The sequence below is a fragment of the Xylophilus sp. genome, from assembly GCA_009914555.1.
Taxonomy (GTDB): Bacteria; Pseudomonadota; Gammaproteobacteria; order Burkholderiales; family Burkholderiaceae_C; genus WNDY01.
On record WNDY01000002.1, the window covers coordinates 104,888 to 126,807 of the forward strand.

Consider the following 21,920-nt stretch of genomic DNA (forward strand, 5'->3'; position numbering starts at 1 on the left):
TCCGCTTCTCGCTATTTCTTGGCCAGACTTCCTCTGGCGGGCAATTCTACATTTCGTGGTGCGATCCATTCTCAATTGCATCCATGACCCGCCCTGACCTGACCGCCTCCGCGCAGCGCCGCCGGACACGCGCATCCCGGGCGTTGCTGCTGGCCAGCGTCCTGCCCTTCTCGGCCCTGGCTGCCGACGCCGATACCGCACAGGCCGAGCTGCGCGCCGTCACCGTGACCGCCACCCGCGCCGAGACGGCCACCAAGACCGACACGCCGCTGATCGAGACGCCGCAGGCCATCTCGGTCGTGACCGGCGCGCAGATCGAGCGCCAGGCGGTGCAGACCGTGGACCAGGCCCTGCGCTACACGGCTGGCGTGGTGGTCGAGACCCGCGGCGCATCGGCCGCGCGGGAGGACTTCCAGTACATCCGCGGCTTCGGCCCGTTCGGCTCGGTGTACCTCGACGGGCTGAAACAGCCGTATGCGAGCTTCGGCTTCTTCCAGAACGACCCGTACTTCATCGACCGCATCGAGGTGCTCAAAGGCCCGTCGTCGGTGCTCTACGGCCAGAACAGCCCGGGCGGACTGGTCAACCTGGCCAGCAAGCGGCCGCAGCGCGAATCCAGCCACGAGGTGTTCGTGCGCGCCGGCAGCTTCGGCCGCGTGGAGGCCGGCGGCGACTTCACCGGCCCGCTGGACGCCGACGGCCAACTCACCTACCGGCTGACCGCTGTGGGCCACACGGGCGACACTTCGGTGGACCACACGCGCTCCGAGCGCTTTGCCATCGCGCCCTCGCTGACCTGGCGGCCGGACGCGCGCACCACCTTCACCGTCCACGCGCGCTACCTGCACGACCCGGCCACCGGCTCCTTCGGCTACGTGCCGGCGCAGGGCTCGCTGCTGTCCAATCCCAACGGCCGCATCGCCCGCAGCTTCTTCGACGGCGAGCCCGGCTTCAACCACGACCGCCGCACCCAGTCGGCTGCCGGCTACGAGCTGGACCACCGCTTCGACGGCGGCTGGCGCCTGCGCCAGAGCCTGCGTTATGCGCACCTGGATTCGGACCTGGCACTGGTCTACGGCCTGGGCCTGGCGTCCGACCAGCGAACGCTGACCCGTGCCGCCTTCACCGACCGCGACCGCATCGGCGCCTGGACCTTCGACAACCGGCTGGAGCGCGAATTCGACACCGGCGCGGTGCACCATGCGCTGCTCCTGGGCGTGGACGAGCAGGCCACCCGGTCCGACGTGCGCTGGCTGTTCGGCACGGCTTCGGCGCTCGACGTGTTCGCGCCGCAGTACGGCCAGGCCGTGGCATCGCCCAGCATTGCGCTGACCGACCAGGTGCGTCGGCTGCGCCAGACCGGCCTCTACGTGCAGGACGAGGTGCGCTGGGACCACTGGATGCTGCTGGCCGGCCTGCGCCATGACCGCGCGCGGGCCGATACCGACAACCGCAGCCCCGCCTCCCGCCTTTCCGTGCGCGACCAGGCCGGTACCGGCCGGCTCGGGCTGTTGTACGAAACCGACAGCGGGCTCGCGCCCTACCTGAGCTATTCGACCTCGTTCCTGCCGACCACCGGCACCGACTGGCAGGGCCAGCCGTTCAAGCCGACCAGGGGCCGGCAGTGGGAGGCCGGTCTGAAGTACCAGCCGGCCCGCGCACGCGCCTTTGCCACCCTGGCCGTGTTCGACCTGGTGCAAGACAACGTGCAGACCTCCGATCCCGACCTGTCGCACGGCCTGTACGCCCAGGTGCAGAGCGGCCGGGCCCGGGCGCGCGGCATCGAGCTCGAAGGCCACGCCGACATCGGCCGCAGCCTGTCGCTGGTCGCCGCCCTCACCTACCTCGACAACAAGGTGGCGCGCAGCAACGGCTCGGACCTGGGCAAGCACCCGGTCTCGGTGCCGCGCGACACCGCATCGGCCTGGGTCGACCAGCACATCCACAGCACCGCCTTCGCTGGCGAGTTCGGCTGGCATGCCGGCGTGCGCTACGTCGGCCGCTCGTTCGCCGACACGGCCAACACCCAGCCGGTCGCCGGCTTCTTCGTGGCCGACGCGGGCGCGCGCTACGAGCAGGGCGGCTACCAGCTCGCGCTCAACGTGGCCAACCTGTTCGACCGCCGCGCCGTCGTCTGCTCCAACGGCTATGCGGCCTGCAACTACATCCAGCCGCGCACCGCGACCGTGACGCTGCGCCGCCGGTGGTGATGGCGATGAAGGCCGCTGCGTTACGCCGCTGGGGCTGGGTGCACCGCTGGAGCAGCCTGGCTTGCACGCTGTTCCTGCTGCTGCTGTGCATCACCGGCCTGCCGCTGGTCTTCCACGACGAGATCGACGACTGGCTGGGCTACGGCGTGCGCAGCCACGACGCCACCGCCGCACCGCTGCCCACCGACGCGATCGTCGCAAACGTGCTGGCCGGCCATCCGGGCCTGCACGTGCAGTTCGTGCTGTGGGACGACGATACGCCCGGCGTGGTCGGCCTGGCACTGGGCCGCGCGGCCGATTCGCCGCCCGGCGAGAACCTCGCCGTCCATGTGGATGCAGCCACCGGCGCGGTGCTGGGCGAAGGCGCCCTCGACCGCGGGCCGATGGGCTTTCTGCTCAAGCTCCATGGCGAGCTCTTCCTCGGCCCGGCCGGGCCGCTGGCCATCGGGCTGATCGCGCTGCTCTTCGTCGCGGCGCTGGTCTCGGGCGTCGTGGTCTACCTGCCGTTCGCGCGGCGCATCCGCTTCGGTGAACTGCGCCGCAGCAGCCCGCGCATCCGCCGCCTGGACACGCACAATCTCGTCGGCATGGCCACCCTGGGCTGGGCCGCGGTGGTCGGCGCCACGGGCCTGGTCAACAGCTGGGGCGACCTGGCAGTGCAGGTCTGGCAGGCGCGCGAGCTCACGCAGATCGCCGCCACCGCCGCGCCCGCGGACACCGGCCGGCCGGTCACGCTCGACGCAGTACTGGCCACCGCGCGCGCGGCAGCGCCGCAGATGCAGCCCTACTTCATCGCGCTGCCCGGCTCGGTGCTGACCAGCCGCGCGCACTACGGTGTGTTCCTGCGCGGCGGCACACCGCTCAGCAGGCATCTGCTGCAACCGGTGCTGGTGGACGCGGCCACCGGCGCACTGGCCGGCACGCGCCGGCTGCCCTGGTACATGCAGGCGCTGTTCCTGGCACAGCCGCTGCATTTCGGCAACTACGGCGGCTGGCCGCTCAAGCTGCTGTGGGCCGCGCTCGACCTGGCAACCATCGTAGTGCTGTGGACCGGGCTGCGGCTGTGGCTGGGGCGGCGCCGCGGCACGGCGGCTGCGGCGCCGCCGGCCCCCGATGCCCCCGCACGCAGCGCACCGCCACGGCGGCACTTCGCCGAGCCGGTCGCGCTGGGCCTGCTGGCCATCGCGGGGCTGGTCGCCTGCCTCGTCGGCGACGGCTTCCTGCAGGCGGCCGGCATCGTCGCCGTCGCCCTGCCGCTTGCCGCCATCGCCCGCCACGCGCTGCGTGCGCGGCGCAGGGCGATCCCTTCCCGAACGCTTCCCACGCCATGACCCTCTCTCCTCTGCTCGATCCCCGCGTCGAGGCGGTGCTGACCCGCCTGCATGCGCAGGACAAACGCCAGCTGCCGTCGATGGTGCTGCGCTATCTGCCGCGCGTGCTGCTATCGCCCTTCACCCGCCGGTCCGGCGTGGACGTGTCCTCGGCTGCGGACCAGGCCTTCCTGCGCGACAAGCTGGTGGCGCTGGACCCGGACAAGGGCCGGCTCGCCTACACCTTCTGCCGCGCGCTCGATGCGCGGCGCGTGGTGGAGGTCGGCACTTCGTTCGGCGTGTCCACGCTCTACCTGGCGGCCGCCATCCGCGACAACGGCGGCGGCCAGGTGATCGGTACCGAGATCGAACCCACCAAGGCCGCGGCAGCCCGCGCCCACCTGGCCGAAGCCGGGCTCGACGCGCATGCGCAGGTGCGCGAGGGCGATGCGCTCCAAACCCTGCGCCACATCGACGGACCGGTCGACTTCGTGCTGGTCGACACCTGGATTCCGCTCGCGCTGCCGGCCCTGCAATTGCTGGCGCCGCACCTGCGCAGGGGCGCTGTCGTCATGTGCGACAACGTGCGCCAGTTCGCGAAGAGCTACCGACCCTACACCGACTATGTGCGCGATCCAGCCAACGGATTCCGCTCGATGCTGTGGCCCACGCTGGGTGGGGTGGAGCTGTCGGTGCGGGACTGAGGCCAAGAACGGCGTCGGTTCAGCCGACGCGCCGAAAGAAACGGCGCGACTGCGTTCGAAGGCGCGTGCCGCTGGTCTGCCAGGGGCAGGCCGTCGACCCAGCGGGCGGGAGCGGGTGCACACGGCCCCCGCGATGCCCGGTGGCAGAATGTGCAGCGGCCGCGCAGGCCGCTCGAGGCCGCTCGGCCCTGACGCCCCCCTGAGGAGTATTCCGGATGGTTCATTTTCTGAAAGACAGGACCGTGCTGGTCGTGGGTGGCAGCTCCGGTATCGGCCGCCGTGTGGCCGAACGGGCCGCGGAGGACGGCGCGCGGCTCATCATCGTCGGCCGCAACGCAGACCGGCTGGCCGAGACCGCCGCCGCGCTGGGCGGCAAGGCGCCGTTCGTGGCGACTATCCAGGTCGATGCCCATGACCATGCCGCGCTGGAGGCCGCATTCCAATCCCTGCCGCCCGTCGATCATGCGGTATCGATGGTGGGCGACGTGATGGGCGGCGGCTTTCTCGGCGCGGACCTGGCGGTGATCCGCCACGTGATCGAATCGAAATTCTTCACCAACGTGCGCCTGGCGCAGCTGCTGGCGCCGCAGCTGCGCGATGGCGGCAGCCTGGTCTTCACCTCCGGCACCGGCGGCCGGGCGCAGGACGCCTGCGCCAGCTACGTGGGCAACCTCGGCATCAACGCGCTGGTGGAAGGGCTGGCGGTGGAACTGGCGCCGCGCGGGGTGCGGGTCAACGCGGTCAGCCCGACCTGGACGCTCACACCCTTCTGGCGCGACGTACCTGCCGAACAGATCGCGGCCATCCGCAGCCGGTTCGAAAACACCATTCCGCTGCGCCGGCTGGCCGAGATCGACGAACTGGCCGACGCCTACCTGTTCCTGATGAAGAACGGCTTCATCACCGGTCAGCATGTGGCGGTCGACGGCGGCATCATGCTGGGCGGCTGAGCGCCCGCCCTGCGCGTGGATGGCCAGCCGCCGGAGGGCGGAGCTCGGGCGGCTTGGCGCTGGCCGAAGAGCGGCTCAGACGTTGAACAGGAAGTTCAGCACGTCACCATCCTTGACGACGTAGTCCTTGCCTTCGGCGCGCATCCTGCCCGCGTCCTTGGCGCCCTGCTCGCCCCGGTACTGGATGTAGTCGTCGAACGAAATGGTCTGCGCGCGGATGAAGCCGCGCTCGAAGTCGCCGTGGATCACGCCGGCCGCCTGGGGCGCGGTGTCGCCGACATGGATGGTCCAGGCGCGCACTTCCTTCACGCCGGCGGTGAAGTAGGTCTGCAAGCCCAGCAGGCGGAAGCCGGCGCGGATCAGGCGGTTGAGGCCCGGCTCGTCCTGGCCCAGCTCGGACAGGAACAGCGCGCGGTCCTCGTCGCCCATCTCGCTGAGGTCGGCCTCGATCTTGGCGCAGATCGCGACCACCGGGGCGTTCTGGCCGGCCGCGTATTCGGTCAGGCGGTCGAGGAAGGGGTTGTTCTCGAATCCGTCCTCGGCCACGTTGCCGACGAACATCGCCGGCTTGGCGGTGATCAGGCACAAAGGCTTCAACAGCGGCAGCTCTTCCCTGGTGAACTCCACCGTGCGCACCGGCTTGCCCTGGTCGAGCGCGGCCTGCGCCTTGGTCAGCACCTGCACCAGCCGGGCGGCTTCCTTGTCGTTGCCGGACTTGGCGGCCTTGGTGTAGCGCTGCAGCGCCTTCTCGACCGTGGCCAGGTCGGCCAGACAGAGTTCGGTCTGGATGACCTCGATGTCGGAGATCGGGTCGACCTTGCCGGCCACGTGGATCACGTTCGGGTCCTCGAAGCAGCGCACCACGTTGACGATGGCGTCGGTCTCGCGGATGTGGGCGAGGAACTGGTTGCCCAGGCCCTCGCCCTTGCTCGCGCCGGCCACGAGCCCCGCGATGTCCACGAATTCGACGATCGCCGGCACGACGCGCTCGGGCTTGACGATCTCGCTCAGCGCATCCAGCCGCGGGTCGGGCACCTCGACCACGCCGACGTTCGGCTCGATCGTGCAGAAGGGGTAGTTCTCGGCCGCGATGCCGGCCTTGGTCAGGGCGTTGAAGAGGGTCGACTTGCCGACGTTGGGCAGGCCGACGATGCCGCATTTGAGGCTCATGGGAAGGGTTCCGTCCGGCCGCGGGCAGCGCCCCGGGCCGTGAAAAGAGGTATCAGAGGGGATGAGGGGATGGCGCGGATTGTAGAAGGCCGCGCCGCCCTGCCCTGCGGACGGGCCTCAGCCCAGCCGCCGCACCAGCGCCGCCGTCGAAGGATCGAGTCCCGCCACGTCGCCCGACGCCAGCCGCGGCTCGATGTCCTTCGCGAGCACCTTGCCGAGTTCCACACCCCACTGGTCGAAGCTGTTGATGCCCCAGACAGCGCCGCTGGTGAACACGCGGTGCTCGTAGAGCGCGATCAGCGCGCCGAGGCTCGCCGGCTCCAGCCGCTCCAGCACGAGGAAGCTGCTCGGCCGGTTGCCTGGAAAGTCCTTGTGCCCGCCGGTGTCCGCCTGGCCCTGCAATAGCGCCTGCGCCTGCGCAATGGCATTGGCCAGCAGCTTCGGCTGGTGGCCGTCGAGCTTGTGGGCCGCCTCGCGCACCGCGATGAATTCGAGCGGCACCACGTCCGTGCCCTGGTGCAGCTGCTGGAAGAACGCATGCTGTCCGTTCGTGCCCGGCTCGCCCCAGACCACCGGCGAGGTGGCGAAGGGCAGCGCGTCGCCGTTGAGGTCCACGCGCTTGCCGTTGCTTTCCATCTCCAGCTGCTGCAGATAGGCCGGCAGCCGGCGCAGCCCCTGGTGGTAGGGCGCGACGCAGCGGCTGGTGAAGCCGTGGAAGTTGCGGTACCAGACGTCGAGCAGGCCCAGCCTTGCAGGCAGGTTGGATTCGAGCGGCGCGCTGCGGAAGTGCTCGTCCACCGCATGCGCGCCGGCCAGCAGCTCGCGAAAAGCGCCGGCGCCGATGGCAATCGCGATCGGCAGCCCGATGGCCGACCAGAGCGAATAGCGGCCGCCCACCCAGTCCCAGAAGCCGAAGGTCGTGGTGATGCCGAAGTCGCGCGCGGCCTCGACGTTGGTGGTCAGCGCTGCGAAGTGGCGGGCGATGTCGCTGCCGCCCTGCGCCTCGAACCATCGGCGGGCCGAGCGCGCATTGGTCATGGTCTCGGCCGTGGTGAAGGTCTTCGAAGCGACGAGGAACAGCGTGTTCCGCGGCCTCAGGCGCCTCAACACACCGGCCAGCTCGTGCCCGTCCACGTTGGAGACGAAGTGCAGCCGCCGGCCCGGCGCCGCGAAGGCATCCAACGCCAGCGTGGCCATCTGCGGGCCGAGGTCGGAACCGCCGATGCCGATGTTGACCACGTCGGTGATTTCGTGGTCGGCGCGCACCTGCTCGGCATAGGCCAGCATGGCGTCGAGCGTGGCGTGCACGGCGTCGAGGTCTGCTCGCAGCGCACGGGGTACGGCGGCGTCGCGCGGCGCGCGCAGCAGCCAGTGCAGAACCTGCCGGTGCTCGGTGCTGTTGATCGGCTCGCCGGCGAACAGCGCGGCGCGGCGGGCGTCGAAGCCGGTCTCGCGCGCCAGCGCGAACAGCAGGCGCTCGGCGGCGGCGTCGATGCGGTTCTTCGACAGGTCGGCGAAGACGTGCGGGATCTGCTGGCTGAAGTGCGCGACCCGGCCGGCATCGCCGGCGAGCGCCTCGCGCACGTCGAAGTCGGCCGCACCCTGTGCATGATGCTGCCGAAGCGTGGCCCAGGCGAGGGTCTGGTCGGCGCGGATCGGGAGAGTCGTGGTCTTCGTCATGGTGCGGAATCCGTCTGCAGGAAAAGAAAGGTGCGCGGTATATACCCCTTCCCGTACATACTACAGTGCCCGGATAAAGGGCGCTGTAGGCCCATACCCCCTTCTAGGCCGCAAGGATCAGCTGGTCGAGCCGGGCCGCGTCGGCGGCGAAGGCGCGGATGCCCTCGGCCAGCTTCTCGGTGGCCATGGCGTCCTCGTTCAGGGCGTAGCGAAAGGCCGGCTCGTCGTACTGCACGGGCTTCAGGTCCAGCGCGCGGGCGGCCGCGGGATCGAGCGCGCGCTGGACCGGCGCATCGGCCGCGGCCAGCTGGGCCAGCAGGTCGGGCGAGATGGTCAGCAGGTCGCAGCCGGCGAGCGCCAGGATCTGGCCGGCGTTGCGGAAGCTCGCGCCCATGACTTCGGTGGCGATGCCGAAGTGCTTGTAGTACGCGTAGATCTGGCGCACCGAGCGCACGCCCGGGTCGTTGGCGCCGGCGTTGGCGGCTTCGTCCCAGGTCGCGCCGGCAGTCTTCTTGTACCAATCGTAGATGCGGCCGACGAAGGGCGAGATCAGCTGCACCCCGGCCGCGCCGCAGGCCACGGCCTGGGCGAACGAGAACAGCAGCGTGAGGTTGGTGCGGATGCCGGCGCGCTCCAGGCGCCCGGCGGCGCGGATGCCTTCCCAGGTGGCGGCGATCTTGATGAGCACGCGCTCGCGCGCGATGCCCTCGGCCTGGTACCAGCCGATGATGCGCTCGGCGCGGGCCACGGTGGCGTCGGTGTCGAACGACAGGCGGGCGTCCACTTCGGTGGAGACGCGGCCCGGGATGATGGACAGGATCTCGCGGCCGAAGCGCACCAGCAGGCGGTCGACGATGGCATCGAGCGGCTGGCCGCGGTGCCGTTGGACCGTCTCGGCCAGCAGCGGAGCATAGTCGGCCTTCTGCACGGCCTTGAGGATGAGCGAGGGGTTGGTGGTCGCGTCCTGCGGCTGGAAGGCGCCGAGCTGGCGGAAGTCGCCGGTGTCGGCCACCACGGTGGTGAATTGCTTGAGGGCGTCGAGCTGGTTGGGCATGGCGTGCGGGAGGAAAACGGAACGCCGGACAGGCGGCGGCGCACAGTGTAGCCCCGAGGTTACATAAAAACGGGGCCATCCATGAAACTCAATTACAGTCGCACACATCGGCCCGCAGCGGCATCCACCCCCACGACGCATCCATGAGTTTCGACCTCGTTCTCTTCGGCGGCACCGGCGACCTCGCATGGCGCAAGCTGATGCCCGCCCTGTTCCAAGCCTTCCGCCACGGCTCGCTGCCCGAGGGCGGGCGCATCATCGGCGTGGCCCGCGACGACCTCGGCGACGACGCCTACCGCGCGCTGATCCAGGAGCGCTTCGAAGGCGTCGAAGGCGCCAAGCGGCCCAATGCGGAGGAATTCGCCCGCTTCGCCGCGCTGCTGCACTTCGTGCGCATGGACCTGTCCAAACCCGAGGACTACGCCCGCCTGGCGAAGGCGCTGGCCGAGCGCGATGCCGACACCGTCGTGCTCTACCTCGCGACCGCGCCGGGGCTGTTCACCACCGCCTGCGAGCAGCTCGCCGCCGCCGGGCTGAACACGCCCAGGACCCGCGTGGTGCTGGAGAAGCCGCTCGGTCACGACCTCGAATCCAACCGCGCGATCAACGCGACGGTGCGCCGCGCGTTCGACGAGCGCCAGATCTTCCGCATCGACCACTACCTCGGCAAGCCGTCGGTGCAGAACCTGTTCGCGCTGCGCTTCGGCAACGCCCTCTTCGAGCCGCTGTGGCGGCGCGAGCACATCGCCAACATCCAGATCACGATCGCCGAGGACCTCGGCGTGGAAAAGCGCGGCGCCTTCTACGAGACCACCGGCGCACTGCGCGACATGGTGCAGAACCACGCGCTGCAGCTGCTGTGCGCGGTGGCGATGGAGCCGCCGATCGACGCCGGCGCCGACGCGATCCGCGACGAGAAGCTCAAGGTGCTGCGGTCGCTCAAGCGCTGGACGCCCGAGGCCCTGTCGCAGCACGTGGTGCGCGGCCAGTACACCGCCGGCAGCGCGGCCGGCCACCGCGTGCCGGGCTACCGCGACGAGTCCGGCGTGGACGCGCGCAGCACGACCGAGACCTTCGTCGCGCTGCGCGCCGAGATCGCCAACTGGCGCTGGGCCGGCGTGCCGTTCTACATCCGCACCGGCAAGCGGCTGGCCGCGCGCGACGCGCACATCGTCGTCAATTTCCAGCCCACGCCGCATGCGATCTTCCGCACGCCGGTCGGCGCCGGCAACAAGCTGGTCATCAACCTGCAGCCGCGCGACGGGCTGGAGCTGCACCTGCTGGCCGAGGGCCAGACCGCGCGCGACGAGGCCCGGCGCGGCGCCGCGCAGACGCTGGCGCCGGTGCAGCTCGACCTCGACTTCGACAAGCGCTTCGGCTCCGAGCGCGTGGGCGCCTACGAGCGGCTGCTGCTCGACGTGATCGCCGGGCGGCTCAACCTCTTCGTGCGCAGCGACGAGCAGGAAGAAGCCTGGCGCTGGATGCAGCCGGTGCTGGAGCACTGGCGCGGCGACGCGCAGGGCCCGCGCCCTTATGCTGCGGGCACCTGGGGGCCGAGCGCCGCGAGCGCGATGATCGCGCGCGACGGCTTCGCCTGGGCAGAGGAAGCCTGAGCGGGACCATGCTCGACCGCATCAGGGCTTCGCTGCCTTCCCTGGCGCCGGCCGAGCAGCGCGTCGCCCAGCTCGTGCTGGCCGATGCGCGCGCCTTCTCGCAGCTGCCGGTGGCCGAGCTGGCGCTGCGCGCGGGCGTGAGCAAGCCGACCGTCGTGCGCTTTTGCCGCAGCATGGGCTACGAGGGCCTGTCGGATTTCAAACTCAAGCTGGCCGGCAGCGCGAGCGTGGGCGAAGGCGTGCCCTACGTGCACCGCAGCGTCGGCGCCGGCGACAGCAGCGCCGACGTGCTGGTCAAGGTGGTCGACAACACCGTCGCCGCCTTCCTCAAGTACCGCAACGACGCCAGCAGCGCGCCGCTGGAGCGTGCGGCCGCCGCGCTCGCCGCCACCTACGAGACCCGGCGGCGCATCGAGTTCTACGGCGTCGGCAACTCCGGCATCGTGGCGCAGGACGCGCAGCACAAGTTCTTCCGCCTGGGCGTCACCTCCATCGCCTACGGCGACAGCCACACCCAGGTGATGAGCGCCTCGCTGCTCGGCCCGGGCGACTGCGTGGTCGCCATCTCCAACTCGGGCCGCACCCGCGACCTGATGGAGGCGGTGGCCCTCGCCCGCAGGAACGGCGCGACCACCATCGTCCTCACCGCCAGCGGCTCGCCGCTGGCCCAGGCCGGCCACATCCACCTGGCGGCCGACCATCCCGAGAGCTACGACCGCTACAGCCCCATGGTCTCGCGCCTGCTGCACCTGCTGGTCATCGACGTGCTGGCCACCTGCGTGGCCCTGCGCATCGGCAGCGCGCTGCAGCCGCAGCTGGAAGCCATCAAGCGCAATTTGCGCAGCAAGCGCGATGCATGACCGTGGAGTATGGCCCCAGAGCGCCCAGACAGTGCGCGCTACACACCCTATGATGGGGGAGTATCTGCTCAGGCGAAGAACCGGTTGACCGGCCGCGGCAGCCCCAGGTTGTCGCGCAGCGTCGTACCTTCGTATTCGCGGCGCAACAGGCCGCGCGCCTGCAGCTCGGGCACCACCAGATCCACGAACGCATCGAGTCCGCCCGGCAGCCAGGGGAACATCACGTTGAAGCCGTCGCTGCCGTCTTCCTCGATCCACTGCTGCATCGCGTCGGCGATGGTCTTGGCGGTGCCGACGAAGGCCAGCCCGCCGTAGCCGCCCAGGCGCTGCGCGAGCTGGCGCACGGTCAGCTTCTCGCGCCGCGCCAGGCTGAGCACGCGCTCGCGGCCGCTCTTGCTCTGGTTGGTCTCGGGCAGTTCCGCGGGCAGCGGGCCTTTGGGGTCGAAGCGCGAGGCATCCACGCCGAGCGCGACCGACAGCGAGGCGATCGCGCTCTCGTAGTGCACCAGGCCGTCGAGCCGCGCGCGGATGGCGCGGGCCTCGTCCACGCTGTCCGCCACGACGACGAAGGCGCCCGGCAGGATCTTCAGATGGGCCGGGTCACGGCCGATGGCGCGCATGCGGCCCTTCACGTCGGCATAGAAGCGCCGGCCCTCCTCCAGCGTGCCGTGGCCGGCGAACACCACCTCGGCCGTCTCGGCGGCGAGCTGGCGGCCGGGCTCCGACGCGCCGGCCTGCACGATCACCGGCCAGCCCTGTACCGGCCGCGCGATGTGCAGCGGCCCGCGCACCGACAGCTGCGGCCCCTTGTGGTCGAGCACGTGGAGCTTGTCGCGGTCGAAGAAGATGCCGCTGTCGGCGTCGCGCACGAAGGCATCGTCGGCCCAGCTGTCCCACAGGCCGGTGACCACGTCGTAGAACTCGCGGGCGCGGGCATAGCGGTCGGCATGGGCCGCATGCTCCTCGCGGCCGAAATTGCGGGCCGAATCGGGGTTGCTGGTGGTCACGATGTTCCAGCCCGCCCGGCCGCCCGAGAGGTGGTCGAGCGAGGCGAAGCGGCGCGCGATGTGGAAGGGCTCGTCGTAGGTGGTCGAGGCCGTCGCCACCAGCCCCAGGTGCGTGGTGTGCTGGGCCAGCGCCGACAGCAGCGTGAACGGCTCGAACGAGGTGACCGTGTGGCTGCGCTGGAGCGCCTCGACCGGCATGTTGAGCACGGCCAGGTGGTCGGCCATGAAGAAGGCGTCGAAGCGCCCCTGCTCCAGCCGCTGGGCCAGGTACTTCAGCCGGATGAAGTTGAAGTTGGCATCGCGCCACGCGCCGGGATAGCGCCAGGCGCCGGTATGGATGCTGACGGGGCGCATGAAGGCGCCGAGATGGAGTGGGCGTGGGGAGGACATGCGGCTTTCGCAGGCAGGGCGACGGGGCCGGCCAGCTTACTGCGCACCCGACATTCGTGCAGTGCACGGCACAAAAGCCACCTCGGCCTCAGGCCAGCAGACGCCGCGCAAGGCCCGCCCCGCCGCGCTGGCGTCGCCCCCCTTGCCGGAGCGGAGGCGCGTAGAGAGAAGGGGGGAGCGGCGACAGCCGCTCGGGGGTTGTCTTTACTTCTTCATCCACTTGAAGACGAAGCGGTTGTCGGGCAACTGCACCACTTGCGCATCATTGGCCACGCCCCAGGACAGCGACTGCTGGTACAGCGGAATGTGCCCCACGTCCCGGGCATGCAGCGCCAGCGCCTCGCCGAGCAGCTGGTTGCGCCGCGCCCGGTCGGTCTCGCGGCCGAGGCGCTCCAGCAGCGCATCGAGCGCCGGGTTGCAGTAGCCGCCCACGTTGTAGCCGCCGGCGTCCGCGCCTTCCGTGCGGCACTGGGCCAGCGCCTCCAGCGCCGCGGCCGCGTCGTAGGTGCCGGGGGTCCAGCCCAGCAGGTAGAAGCCGGTGTCGCGCCGCAGCAGCCGCGGGAAATAGGTCTGCTTGGACTCGACGGCCACCTGCACCCGCACGCCGATCCTGCCGAGCTGCTCGCCGATCGCGCGGCAGACGGCCGCATCGTTCACGTAACGGTCGCTGGGACAGTTGAGCGTGAGCGCGAAGCCTTCGGGATAGCCGGCCTCGGCCAGCAGCGCCTTGGCCGCCTTCGCGTCGAACGCCAGGCGCTTGTCGAGCGCGGCGGTCCAGCCGTTGATGCCGGGCCCGACGATCAGCGCCGCCGGCCGCGCCGCGCCCTGCTGCACCTTCTTCGTGATCGCCTCGATGTCGATGGCCTGGTAGAAGGCCTGGCGCACGCGCACGTCCTTGAACGGGTTGCGGCCCTTCACGCTGGCGTTCGGCAGCTCGTCGCGCCACTGGTCCATGCCGAGGAAGATGGTGCGCAACTCGGGGCCGGTCACCACGCGTGCCTCGCCGCTGGCCTTGACCTTCGCCGCATCGGCCACCGGCACCGGCTCGACCAGGTCGAAGCCGTCCTTCAGCAGGCCGGCCACGCGCGCCGCGGCATCGGGCTGCGGCGTGAAGACGACGCGCTGCACGTTGCCTTCCACGCTGCCCCAGTAGCCGGCGAACCGCTCGAAGACGGTGCGGCTGCCGGGCACGCGCTCGCGCACCGCATACGGCCCGGTGCCGTTGGCCTCGCGGGCCGGATCGTGGGACTGCGCCCAGGCGCGCGGCAGGATGCCGATCTCGGTCAGCGCATCGGGCAGCAGCGGCTGCGGCTGGCGCGTCTCGATGTCGACCGTCCGGCCAACGACCGCGCGCGCGCCCGCGACGCCCGGCAGCAGGCCCGCCCGCGCCGCGCGCTCAATCGAGAACACCACGTCGTCGGCCGCGAGCGGCGCGCCGTCCTGGAACTTCACGCCGGCCCGCAGGGCGAACTGCCACACTGTCGGCGCGGTCTGCCTCCAGCCGGTGGAGAGCAGGGGCGCCAGGCTCAGGTCCTTGTTGCGGCCGACCAGCGGCTCGTAGACGTTGGAAGTCAGGCTGTACTGGACCGATTCGTTCACCGCGGCATGTGGATCGAGCGAGATCGTGTCGCCCGGGCTGGCGATGCGCAGGGTCTGCGCCGCGGCGAGGCCAGCGGTGGACAGGGCGGCGGCCAGCGCCGCGCAGCGGAAGACGAGTTTCATCAGGGACCCGGCGACTGCATGGAAATGGATTACTCGACCAGGCCCGCATGCAGCGCGGCGCCTAGCGGCAGGATCTCGTCGTTGAAGTCGTAGCGGCTGCTGTGCAGCAGCGCACCGGCCGAGCCCTGGCCGATGCGCAGGTAGGCACCCGGCTTGACCTGGAGCATGAAGGAGAAGTCCTCCGCGCCCATGCTGGGGTCGAGGTCGCGCACGACCTGCTCGCCGCCGACGATGGATTCGGCCACGCCGGCGGCGAACAGCGCCTCGTGCGCCGAGTTGATCATGGCCTGGTAGATGCGCTCGAAGTTCACCGTGGCCGTGGCGCCGAAGCCCAGGACCACGGCGCTGCACAGCTCGCTCAGGCGGCGCTCGACCATGTCCTGCACCACCGGATTGAAGGTGCGCACGGTGCCCACCAGTGTGGCCTTGCCCGGGATGACGCTCATGGCGCCCGGATCGCCGACCTGCATCGCGCACAGGCTGGCCACGGCGCTGTCGATGGCCCGCACGCTGCGCGACACGATGCTCTGCACCGCGGTGATGATGTGAGCGGCGACCAGCACCGAATCGACCGTCTGGTACGGATGCGCTCCGTGGCCGCCGCGGCCGGTGATCTCGATGGTGATGCGGTCGGCTGCGGTCATCGTCGGGCCGGGGTTGATGCCGACGGTGCCCAGCTTCATCGCCGGCCAGTTGTGCATGGCGTAGACCGCCTGCACCGGGAAGCGGTCGAACAGGCCGTCCTCGATCATCACGCTCATCACGCGCACGCCGGGCGAGGCCCTCCTCGCCCGGCTGGAAGATCAGCACCGCCGTGCCGTCGAAATCGCGCGTGGCGGCCAGGTAGCGGGCCGCGCCCAGCAGCATGGCGACGTGGCCGTCGTGGCCGCAGCTGTGCATCAGGCCGGAGCGGGCCGACTTCCAGGCGAACTCGTTGTGCTCGGCCATCGGCAATGCGTCCATGTCGGCGCACAGGGCGACCATCCTGCCGCTGGCTGTGGAGCGGCCGCGGATCACCGCGACCACGCCGGTGCGGCCGATGCCTTCGTGCACCTCGTCCACGCCGGCCGCGCACAGGGCCTCGCGGACGCGGGCGCCGGTGTAGACCTCCTCGAAGCCGAGTTCCGGATGCGCGTGCAGGTCGCGCCGCAGCGCGGTGAGCTCGGAATGGAACCGCGCGATCTGCGCGAAGGCCCGGCCGCCGGCGCGGTAGCGGACTGCGCAATGGAGAAAGGGAGGCAGCAGGGCAGCAGTCGTCATGGCCGAGCCAATCTACACCAGCGGCAGCGTTCAGTGCAGCCGGATGTTGCGCCAATCTGTGCGGTCGTACGCGCGGTGCGGCAGTTCGACGCTGCGGCGCATGGCCCAGGGGACGATCTGGTTGTAGAGCGGTATGTAGGCGACCAGCTCGTTGTGCAGCAGCGCCTCGCCCAGCAGCTGGCGGCGGCGGGCCTGCGCGGACGGCTGCGGCGTGTAGACCACCTGCCGCAACCGGCAGGGTAAAGAAACGCCAGCCGAAGCTGACGTTTTCCTGGGTTCGTGACACACCATCCGAAGGCCTGGCCCTCGGACGGCGGCGCATCATCAGAACGAGTGACGCAAACCGAAGTCGTAGCCGTTGCCGCTGCTGCCAGGGCCGAAGGTCACGCCGCTGATGCCGTTGGCGTTCAGCGGGGTGGCCTGGGTGCCCTTGTTCTTCACGTGGGCGTAGGTGGCGTACAGAGCGGTGCGCTTGGACAGGTCGTACTGGTAGCCCAGAGCGTACTTCTGAGCGTCGCCTTGCTTGAGGGCACTCTTGTCGTTGGTGTCGATGTACGAGAACTTGATCGTGCCCGGGCCGACCGGAGCCGTCAGGCCCAGCAGGTAGTTGCGGTACTTGGTTTCCGAAAAGGCGTCGTTCTTTTCCTGGTTGACAGCGATGACCGGCTTGATGAAGCCGAAGTCGTAGCTGGCGGCCAGGTTGATGTTGTCGGTATCGGTGGCCAGAGCCGAGGTGCCGTGGGTGATGACGTGACCGTGCTTCAGCTTGGTGTAGGCGCCGCCGACAGCCAGGGGGCCGTTCTTGTAGCCCAGATTGAAGGAGTAGCCGTTGCCGTTCTGGCCAGATTGGCCATTGGCCGTAGTGACGGTGCTGCTGGCCCGCTCGCCGAAGATGAACTGGGCTTGGCCGTAGAAGCCGCCCAGGTTCGCGGGCAGGAAGTAGTTGACGGTATTGCTCTTGCGGTTTTCGAAGCCGTTGGCGCTACGGGTGTTGTAGAACAAGCTGCCGAATGCGCCGACACCCAAGTCGCCGAACGGGTCGACGCCGAGGAGGACCAGACCGTTGTAGGCGGCGATGAAGTCACGGCCCAGGCGGAGTTCACCGAAGTTGCCCAGCAGGCTGACCGTGGCGCGGCGCTTGAATTCGAAGCCCGGGCCGGCAGCACCGGCACCAGCACCGGTGCCGCTGTCGTTGGAGATCGCGCCTTCGAGCCAGAAGCCGGCCTTCAGGCCGCCGCCCAGGTCTTCGATGCCGCGGAAACCCAGACGGCTGCCCGCGTTGCCGCTGTTGGACAGACCGGTCACCGACTTGCCACCCGAAGAAAGACGGCTGACGCCGGCGTCGACGACACCGAACAGGGTGACCGACGACTGAGCCATGGCGGCGCCCGATGCAGCAAGCACGGCCAGGGCGATCAGGGATTTTTTCATTGCGAGTTACTCCAAGGTTAAACATCGGGCGCCGGAACGGGGGGCGTTATGTCTCGATCCCGCCGGTTTCCCGGGCCAACCTCCGTTTTCGGGAAGTTGCGTCCATTGCACCAGAGCGCGGCATGATGTGCAAAGCATTTGACCTTTCAGCCCCTCCGCAAGACGCCTTTTCGTTGCAACAGTGCAACATTCCGGATGAACGTCGGACAGCGCTTACAGCAAACCGTCCCACCCTTTCGGAAACGATGGACAAGGACCGCCATGCAACCGATCGACAAACTTCTTACCGCCGCCGACGCGGCACTGCGCACGCTCTTTGCCAGCCCGCGGGCATCGGCCTCCAGCCCCGCCACCGGCCAGGTGGATGTGCCGCTCGGCACCGAAGAAAAAAAACGGTCGGCCGCCTTCATGCGCGTGAACCACGTGGGCGAAGTGTGCGCGCAGGCGCTCTACACCGGGCAGGCCGCGGCGACGCGCAATGCCGTGTTGCGCCGCCACCTGCTCGAAGCTGCGCGGGAAGAGACGGACCACCTCGCCTGGACGCGCGACCGCCTCGACCAGCTCGGCGCGCGGCCCAGCCTGCTCAACCCGCTGTGGTACGCCGGCGCATTCGCGCTCGGGGCGATCGCCGGGCGCATCAGCGACCGCGCGAGCCTGGGTTTCGTGGTGGAGACGGAGAACCAAGTCGCCGAGCACCTGCGCGGTCATCTCGAAAAGCTGCCGCCCGGCGACAGGTCGTCGCGCGCCATCGTCGCGCAGATGAAACGCGACGAGGAGCGCCATGCTTCGCAGGCGCGCGCGGCCGGCGCGCTGGAACTGCCGCCGCCCGCGCGGCTGCTCATGCGGGCGGCGGCCAAGGTCATGACCACCACCGCCCACTACATCTGACCCTCTGACGGGGCGGGAATCAGGTTTCGACCACGTCGAAGCCGGTCGTGATCTCGGCCGTCTTGCCCAGCATGATGCTGGCCGAACAGTACTTGTCGTGGCTCAGCGCGACGGCACGCTCGACGGCTGCGGACGGAATGCCCTTGCCGGTCACGGTGAAGTGCATGTGGATGCGGGTGAAGACCTTGGGGTCGACCTCGGCGCGCTCGGTCGTCAGCTTCACGGTGCAGCCGCGAACGTCGTGGCGGCCGCGCTTCAAGATCAGCACCACGTCGTAGGCCGTGCAGCCGCCGGTGCCTGCGAGCACGGTTTCCATGGGTCGCGGTGCCAGGTTCTGGCCGCCGTTCTCGGGCTTGGCGGCGTCGGGGGCGCCGTCCATCACCAGCACGTGGCCGCTGCCCGTTTCCGCCACGAATCCCATCGGCGAGCGCGTGCCGGCGCCGCCGGTCCAGCTGACCGTACATTCCATTGAATTCCCCTCGTCCTTGGTCGAAGCGTGCGCCGATGCTTCCATGCAGCGTGGCACAAACGCATCAAGCTTGTTGCAACGCAGCAAATTATCGCTATACTTCAACCCATCGTATCCATCAGTGGATGCACCACTTGTCTCCTCCACCTCCTCCTTTGGTGGATTTAGCCCCGAGTCTCACGGCTCGGGGCTTTTTTCTTTGCCGGCCGCCCTTGAGATGGGGAACTATGATGGCAGGCTACCCTTCAGCTGCCATGACCGACTCTGCATCCGCCGCGCTGTCCCCCGCGGACTACCTCAGAAAGATCCTCACCGCCCGCGTCTACGACGTGGCCATCGAATCCGCGCTGGAGCCCGCACGCAGCCTGAGCCAGCGCATTGGCAACACGGTGCTGCTCAAGCGCGAGGACCAGCAGCCGGTGTTCAGCTTCAAGCTGCGCGGCGCCTACAACAAGATGGCGCACCTGTCGGCCGAGCAGCTCGCCCGCGGCGTGATCTGCGCCTCGGCCGGCAACCATGCCCAGGGCGTCGCGATGAGCGCCCGCAAGCTGGGCACGCGCGCCGTCATTGTCATGCCGACCACGACGCCGCAGGTCAAGATCGATGCGGTGCGCGGCTTCGGCGGCGAGGTCGTGCTGCATGGCGAGAGCTATTCCGAGGCCCATGCCCATGCGGTCGAGCTGGAGCGCGCGCAGGGCCTGACCTTCGTGCATCCGTTCGACGACCCGGACGTGATCGCCGGCCAGGGCACGATCGCGATGGAGATCCTGCGCCAGCACCCGGGCCGGCTCGACGCCGTGTTCGTCGCCATCGGCGGTGGCGGCCTGGTGTCCGGCGTGGCCAACTACATCAAGGCCCTGCGCCCCGAGATCAAGGTGATCGGCGTGCAGATGAACGACTCCGACGCGATGGCGCAGTCGGTCGCCGCCGGCCGGCGCGTCGCGCTGGCCGACGTGGGCCTGTTCGCCGACGGCACGGCCGTCAAGCTGATCGGCGAGGAAACCTTCCGCATCGCCCGGGGGCTGGTCGACGGGTTCGTCACCGTCGACACCGACGCGGTCTGCGCGGCGATCAAGGACATCTTCGTCGACACCCGCAGCATCGTCGAGCCGTCCGGCGCGCTCGCGGTGGCCGCGATCAAGCAGTACGCCGCCGCCCACGGCACGCAGGGCGAGACCTATGCGGCCGTGCTCTGCGGCGCCAACATGAACTTCGACCGGCTGCGCTTCGTAGCCGAGCGCGCCCTGGTCGGCGAGGAGCGCGAGGCGCTGTTCGCCGTCACCATTCCCGAGGAGCGCGGCAGCTTCCGACGCTTCTGCGAGGCGGTGGCCGCGCTGCCCGGCGGGCCGCACAACGTCACCGAGTTCAACTACCGCATCAGCGACACCGAGCGCGCCCACGTGTTCGTGGGCCTCTCGACCCACGGGCGCGGCGAGTCGGCGCGCATCGCCAAAGCCTTCGCGCAGCAGGGCTTCCAGACGCTGGACCTGACCCACGACGAACTGGCCAAGGAGCACCTGCGCCACCTGGTCGGCGGCCACTCCAGCCTGGCGCACGACGAGCGGCTGCTGCGCTTCGTCTTCCCCGAGCGGCCCGGCGCGCTGCTCAAGTTCCTGAGCCTGATGCAGCCGACCTGGAACATCAGCCTGTTCCACTACCGCAACCAGGGCGCGGACTACGGCCGCATCCTGGTCGGCCTGCAGGTGCCGGCCAGCGACAGCCAGGCGTTCCGCGCGTTCCTGGACACGCTGGGCTATCCGTCGATCGAGGAGACGGCCAACCCCGCCTACCGGCTGTTCCTGCGCAGCCAGTAACCCCGCGTCCCGGCATGCGCGCCGCCGCCACGGGCCTGCGCCACTTCCTGCTCGCGCTGCAGTTCTTCACCCGCGTGCCGGTCACCGGGCGGCTGGCGGCCTGGATCGGCTACAGCCCGGCCATGCTGCGCGCGGCCGCGGCGCACTTTCCGGGCATCGGCTGGATCGCCGCGGCGCTGGCCGCCGCCGTCTACGCGCTGCTGCACCGGGCGCTGGGCGCCAATCCGTTCGCGCCGCTGGCGGCCGCGGTCGGCTGCACCATCGCCACGGTGCTGCTGACCGGCGGCTTCCACGAGGACGGGCTGGCCGACGTGGCCGACGGGCTCGGCGGCAGCGCGTCGCGCGAACGGGCGCTGGAGATCATGAAGGACTCGCGCATCGGCGCCTTCGGCGCGATGGCGCTGGTGCTGGCGCTGCTGGCCAAGTCCGTGCTGCTGGCGGCCCTCGGCGCGCGCGGGCTGGCGCCGGCCGCCGCGGCGCTGGGCGGCGCGCATGTGCTGTCGCGCTTTCTTCCGCTGCTGCTGGTGCGGGCGCTGCCGCACGTGGGCGATGCGGCGCGGTCCAAGAGCAAGCCGCTGGCCGACCGCATCGGCGGCGGCGCGCTGGCGGTGGCCGGCGCGTGGTGCCTGCCGCCGCTCGCGGGCGCGATCGCCTGGCAGGGCGCCGCTTTCGCCGCGGCGGCCGTTGCCGCCAGCCTGCTCGCCCTCGCCTGGATGGGCCGGCTGTTCGCGCGCCGGCTCCAGGGCTTCACCGGCGACTGCCTGGGCGCCACGCAGCAGGTCTGCGAGATCGCGTTCTACCTGGGCGCGGTGCTGGCGCTGCGATGACGGCCAGGCTCTGGCTGGTGCGCCATGCGCTGCCGCAGGTGGCGCCGGGCATCTGCTACGGCGCGCAGGACGTGGCGGCCGACAGTGCCGCGACCAGCGAGGCCGCGGACCGCCTTCACGCCCTGCTGCCGGCGGCGGCGCAGCTGGTCACGTCGCCACGCCGGCGCTGCACGGCACTGGCCGATGCGCTGCACGCGCGCCGCGGTGGCGCCATGCCGCGCGTCGATGCGCGGCTGGCCGAGATGGATTTCGGCCGCTGGGAAGGCCGTGCCTGGAACGCGATCGCCGCGGCCGAACTCCGGGCCTGGACCGATGACTTCGCCGGCTACCGCGCGGGCGGCCACGGCGAATCGGCCGGCGCCTTCATGGCCCGCGTCGGCGCGGCCTTCGACGAAAGCACCGGCGCGGCCGGCGACGTCGCCTGGATCACCCACGCCGGCGTGATCCGCGCGGCCATGCTGATCGCGCAAGGCATTCGCACGCTCGCGCGTGCCGACTGGTGGCCCATGCAGGCGCCGCCCTTCGGTCAGCACATCGTGCTGGAACTGCAACGGGATTGAA

Annotated in this window: 18 protein-coding genes and 1 pseudogene; 10 read left to right on the plus strand and 9 right to left on the minus strand. The window is 70.2% G+C overall.

Going from position 1 to position 21,920, the window contains the following annotated elements:
- The first annotated feature begins 83 nt into the window (after positions 1 to 83).
- The 4 genes from GAK38_RS02260 (at position 84) to GAK38_RS02275 (ending at position 5,174) form a co-directional block, all read left to right on the plus strand.
- Complete coding sequence (locus GAK38_RS02260) at positions 84 to 2,210, plus strand: TonB-dependent siderophore receptor (RefSeq protein WP_325341074.1); 2,127 nt, start codon at positions 84 to 86, stop codon at positions 2,208 to 2,210.
- Between the two features lie 5 nt (positions 2,211 to 2,215).
- Complete coding sequence (locus GAK38_RS02265) at positions 2,216 to 3,541, plus strand: PepSY-associated TM helix domain-containing protein (RefSeq protein ID WP_325341076.1); 1,326 nt, start codon at positions 2,216 to 2,218, stop codon at positions 3,539 to 3,541.
- On the plus strand, positions 3,538 to 4,224 hold the full coding sequence (locus tag GAK38_RS02270) for an O-methyltransferase (protein ID WP_325341077.1): 687 nt from the start codon (positions 3,538 to 3,540) through the stop codon (positions 4,222 to 4,224). Before GAK38_RS02265 ends, GAK38_RS02270 begins: the two co-directional genes overlap by 4 nt.
- A 215-nt stretch (positions 4,225 to 4,439) precedes the next feature.
- On the plus strand, positions 4,440 to 5,174 hold the full coding sequence (locus GAK38_RS02275; RefSeq protein WP_325341079.1) for an SDR family NAD(P)-dependent oxidoreductase: 735 nt from the start codon (positions 4,440 to 4,442) through the stop codon (positions 5,172 to 5,174).
- A gap of 75 nt (positions 5,175 to 5,249) precedes the next feature.
- On the opposite strand, the gene ychF is transcribed toward GAK38_RS02275, so the two are convergent.
- The 3 genes from ychF to tal form a co-directional block, all read right to left on the minus strand.
- Positions 5,250 to 6,344: a redox-regulated ATPase YchF gene (gene ychF, locus GAK38_RS02280; protein WP_325341081.1), complete on the minus strand. Its 1,095-nt coding sequence runs from the start codon at positions 6,342 to 6,344 to the stop codon at positions 5,250 to 5,252.
- Between the two features lie 117 nt (positions 6,345 to 6,461).
- On the minus strand, positions 6,462 to 8,024 hold the full coding sequence (gene pgi / locus GAK38_RS02285; RefSeq protein WP_325341082.1) for a glucose-6-phosphate isomerase: 1,563 nt from the start codon (positions 8,022 to 8,024) through the stop codon (positions 6,462 to 6,464).
- 103 nt (positions 8,025 to 8,127) lie between these two features.
- On the minus strand, positions 8,128 to 9,078 hold the full coding sequence (tal, locus tag GAK38_RS02290; RefSeq protein ID WP_325341084.1) for a transaldolase: 951 nt from the start codon (positions 9,076 to 9,078) through the stop codon (positions 8,128 to 8,130).
- A 143-nt stretch (positions 9,079 to 9,221) separates the two neighbouring features.
- On the opposite strand from tal, the gene zwf reads away from it, so the two are divergent.
- Positions 9,222 to 10,691, plus strand: a complete 1,470-nt coding sequence (gene zwf / locus GAK38_RS02295; protein ID WP_325341086.1) for a glucose-6-phosphate dehydrogenase — start codon at positions 9,222 to 9,224, stop codon at positions 10,689 to 10,691.
- An 8-nt stretch (positions 10,692 to 10,699) separates the two neighbouring features.
- Positions 10,700 to 11,551 carry a MurR/RpiR family transcriptional regulator gene (locus GAK38_RS02300; protein ID WP_325341088.1) on the plus strand — a complete coding sequence of 284 codons (852 nt, stop codon included), beginning with the start codon at positions 10,700 to 10,702 and terminating at the stop codon, positions 11,549 to 11,551.
- Between the two features lie 68 nt (positions 11,552 to 11,619).
- On the opposite strand, the gene GAK38_RS02305 is transcribed toward GAK38_RS02300, so the two are convergent.
- The 5 genes and pseudogenes from GAK38_RS02305 to GAK38_RS02325 all read right to left on the minus strand — a co-directional run bounded on the left by GAK38_RS02305 (position 11,620) and on the right by GAK38_RS02325 (position 17,361).
- Positions 11,620 to 12,948 carry an LLM class flavin-dependent oxidoreductase gene (locus GAK38_RS02305; protein WP_325341090.1) on the minus strand — a complete coding sequence of 443 codons (1,329 nt, stop codon included), beginning with the start codon at positions 12,946 to 12,948 and terminating at the stop codon, positions 11,620 to 11,622.
- 204 nt (positions 12,949 to 13,152) lie between these two features.
- Positions 13,153 to 14,670: an ABC transporter substrate-binding protein gene (locus GAK38_RS02310; RefSeq protein ID WP_325341091.1), complete on the minus strand. Its 1,518-nt coding sequence runs from the start codon at positions 14,668 to 14,670 to the stop codon at positions 13,153 to 13,155.
- Between the two features lie 29 nt (positions 14,671 to 14,699).
- A pseudogene (locus GAK38_RS02315) lies at positions 14,700 to 15,930 on the minus strand (M20 aminoacylase family protein).
- A 30-nt stretch (positions 15,931 to 15,960) separates the two neighbouring features.
- The gene (locus tag GAK38_RS02320) at positions 15,961 to 16,152 is read right to left on the minus strand and encodes a hypothetical protein (RefSeq protein ID WP_325341093.1); all 192 of its coding nucleotides are present in this window, start codon (positions 16,150 to 16,152) and stop codon (positions 15,961 to 15,963) included.
- Positions 16,153 to 16,254: 102 nt separating this feature from the next.
- Positions 16,255 to 17,361 carry a porin gene (locus GAK38_RS02325; RefSeq protein ID WP_325341095.1) on the minus strand — a complete coding sequence of 369 codons (1,107 nt, stop codon included), beginning with the start codon at positions 17,359 to 17,361 and terminating at the stop codon, positions 16,255 to 16,257.
- Between the two features lie 270 nt (positions 17,362 to 17,631).
- Here GAK38_RS02325 and coq7 point away from each other — a divergent pair, with 270 nt between their 5' ends.
- On the plus strand, positions 17,632 to 18,249 hold the full coding sequence (coq7, locus tag GAK38_RS02330; RefSeq protein ID WP_325341228.1) for a 2-polyprenyl-3-methyl-6-methoxy-1,4-benzoquinone monooxygenase: 618 nt from the start codon (positions 17,632 to 17,634) through the stop codon (positions 18,247 to 18,249).
- Positions 18,250 to 18,268: 19 nt separating this feature from the next.
- Here the strand turns inward: coq7 and GAK38_RS02335 are convergent, their stop codons facing one another.
- The gene (locus GAK38_RS02335; RefSeq protein WP_325341097.1) at positions 18,269 to 18,718 is read right to left on the minus strand and encodes an OsmC family protein; all 450 of its coding nucleotides are present in this window, start codon (positions 18,716 to 18,718) and stop codon (positions 18,269 to 18,271) included.
- A 254-nt stretch (positions 18,719 to 18,972) separates the two neighbouring features.
- Between GAK38_RS02335 and ilvA the strand changes: the two genes are divergently transcribed.
- Genes ilvA through GAK38_RS02350 form a run of 3 tightly spaced genes read left to right on the plus strand, consistent with a single transcriptional unit; the run spans position 18,973 to position 21,919 of the window.
- Positions 18,973 to 20,532, plus strand: a complete 1,560-nt coding sequence (ilvA, locus tag GAK38_RS02340) for a threonine ammonia-lyase, biosynthetic (protein ID WP_325341098.1) — start codon at positions 18,973 to 18,975, stop codon at positions 20,530 to 20,532.
- Between the two features lie 14 nt (positions 20,533 to 20,546).
- Positions 20,547 to 21,359: an adenosylcobinamide-GDP ribazoletransferase gene (locus GAK38_RS02345; protein WP_325341100.1), complete on the plus strand. Its 813-nt coding sequence runs from the start codon at positions 20,547 to 20,549 to the stop codon at positions 21,357 to 21,359.
- Positions 21,356 to 21,919: a histidine phosphatase family protein gene (locus tag GAK38_RS02350; protein WP_325341102.1), complete on the plus strand. Its 564-nt coding sequence runs from the start codon at positions 21,356 to 21,358 to the stop codon at positions 21,917 to 21,919. Before GAK38_RS02345 ends, GAK38_RS02350 begins: the two co-directional genes overlap by 4 nt.
- Position 21,920 lies beyond the last annotated feature (1 nt).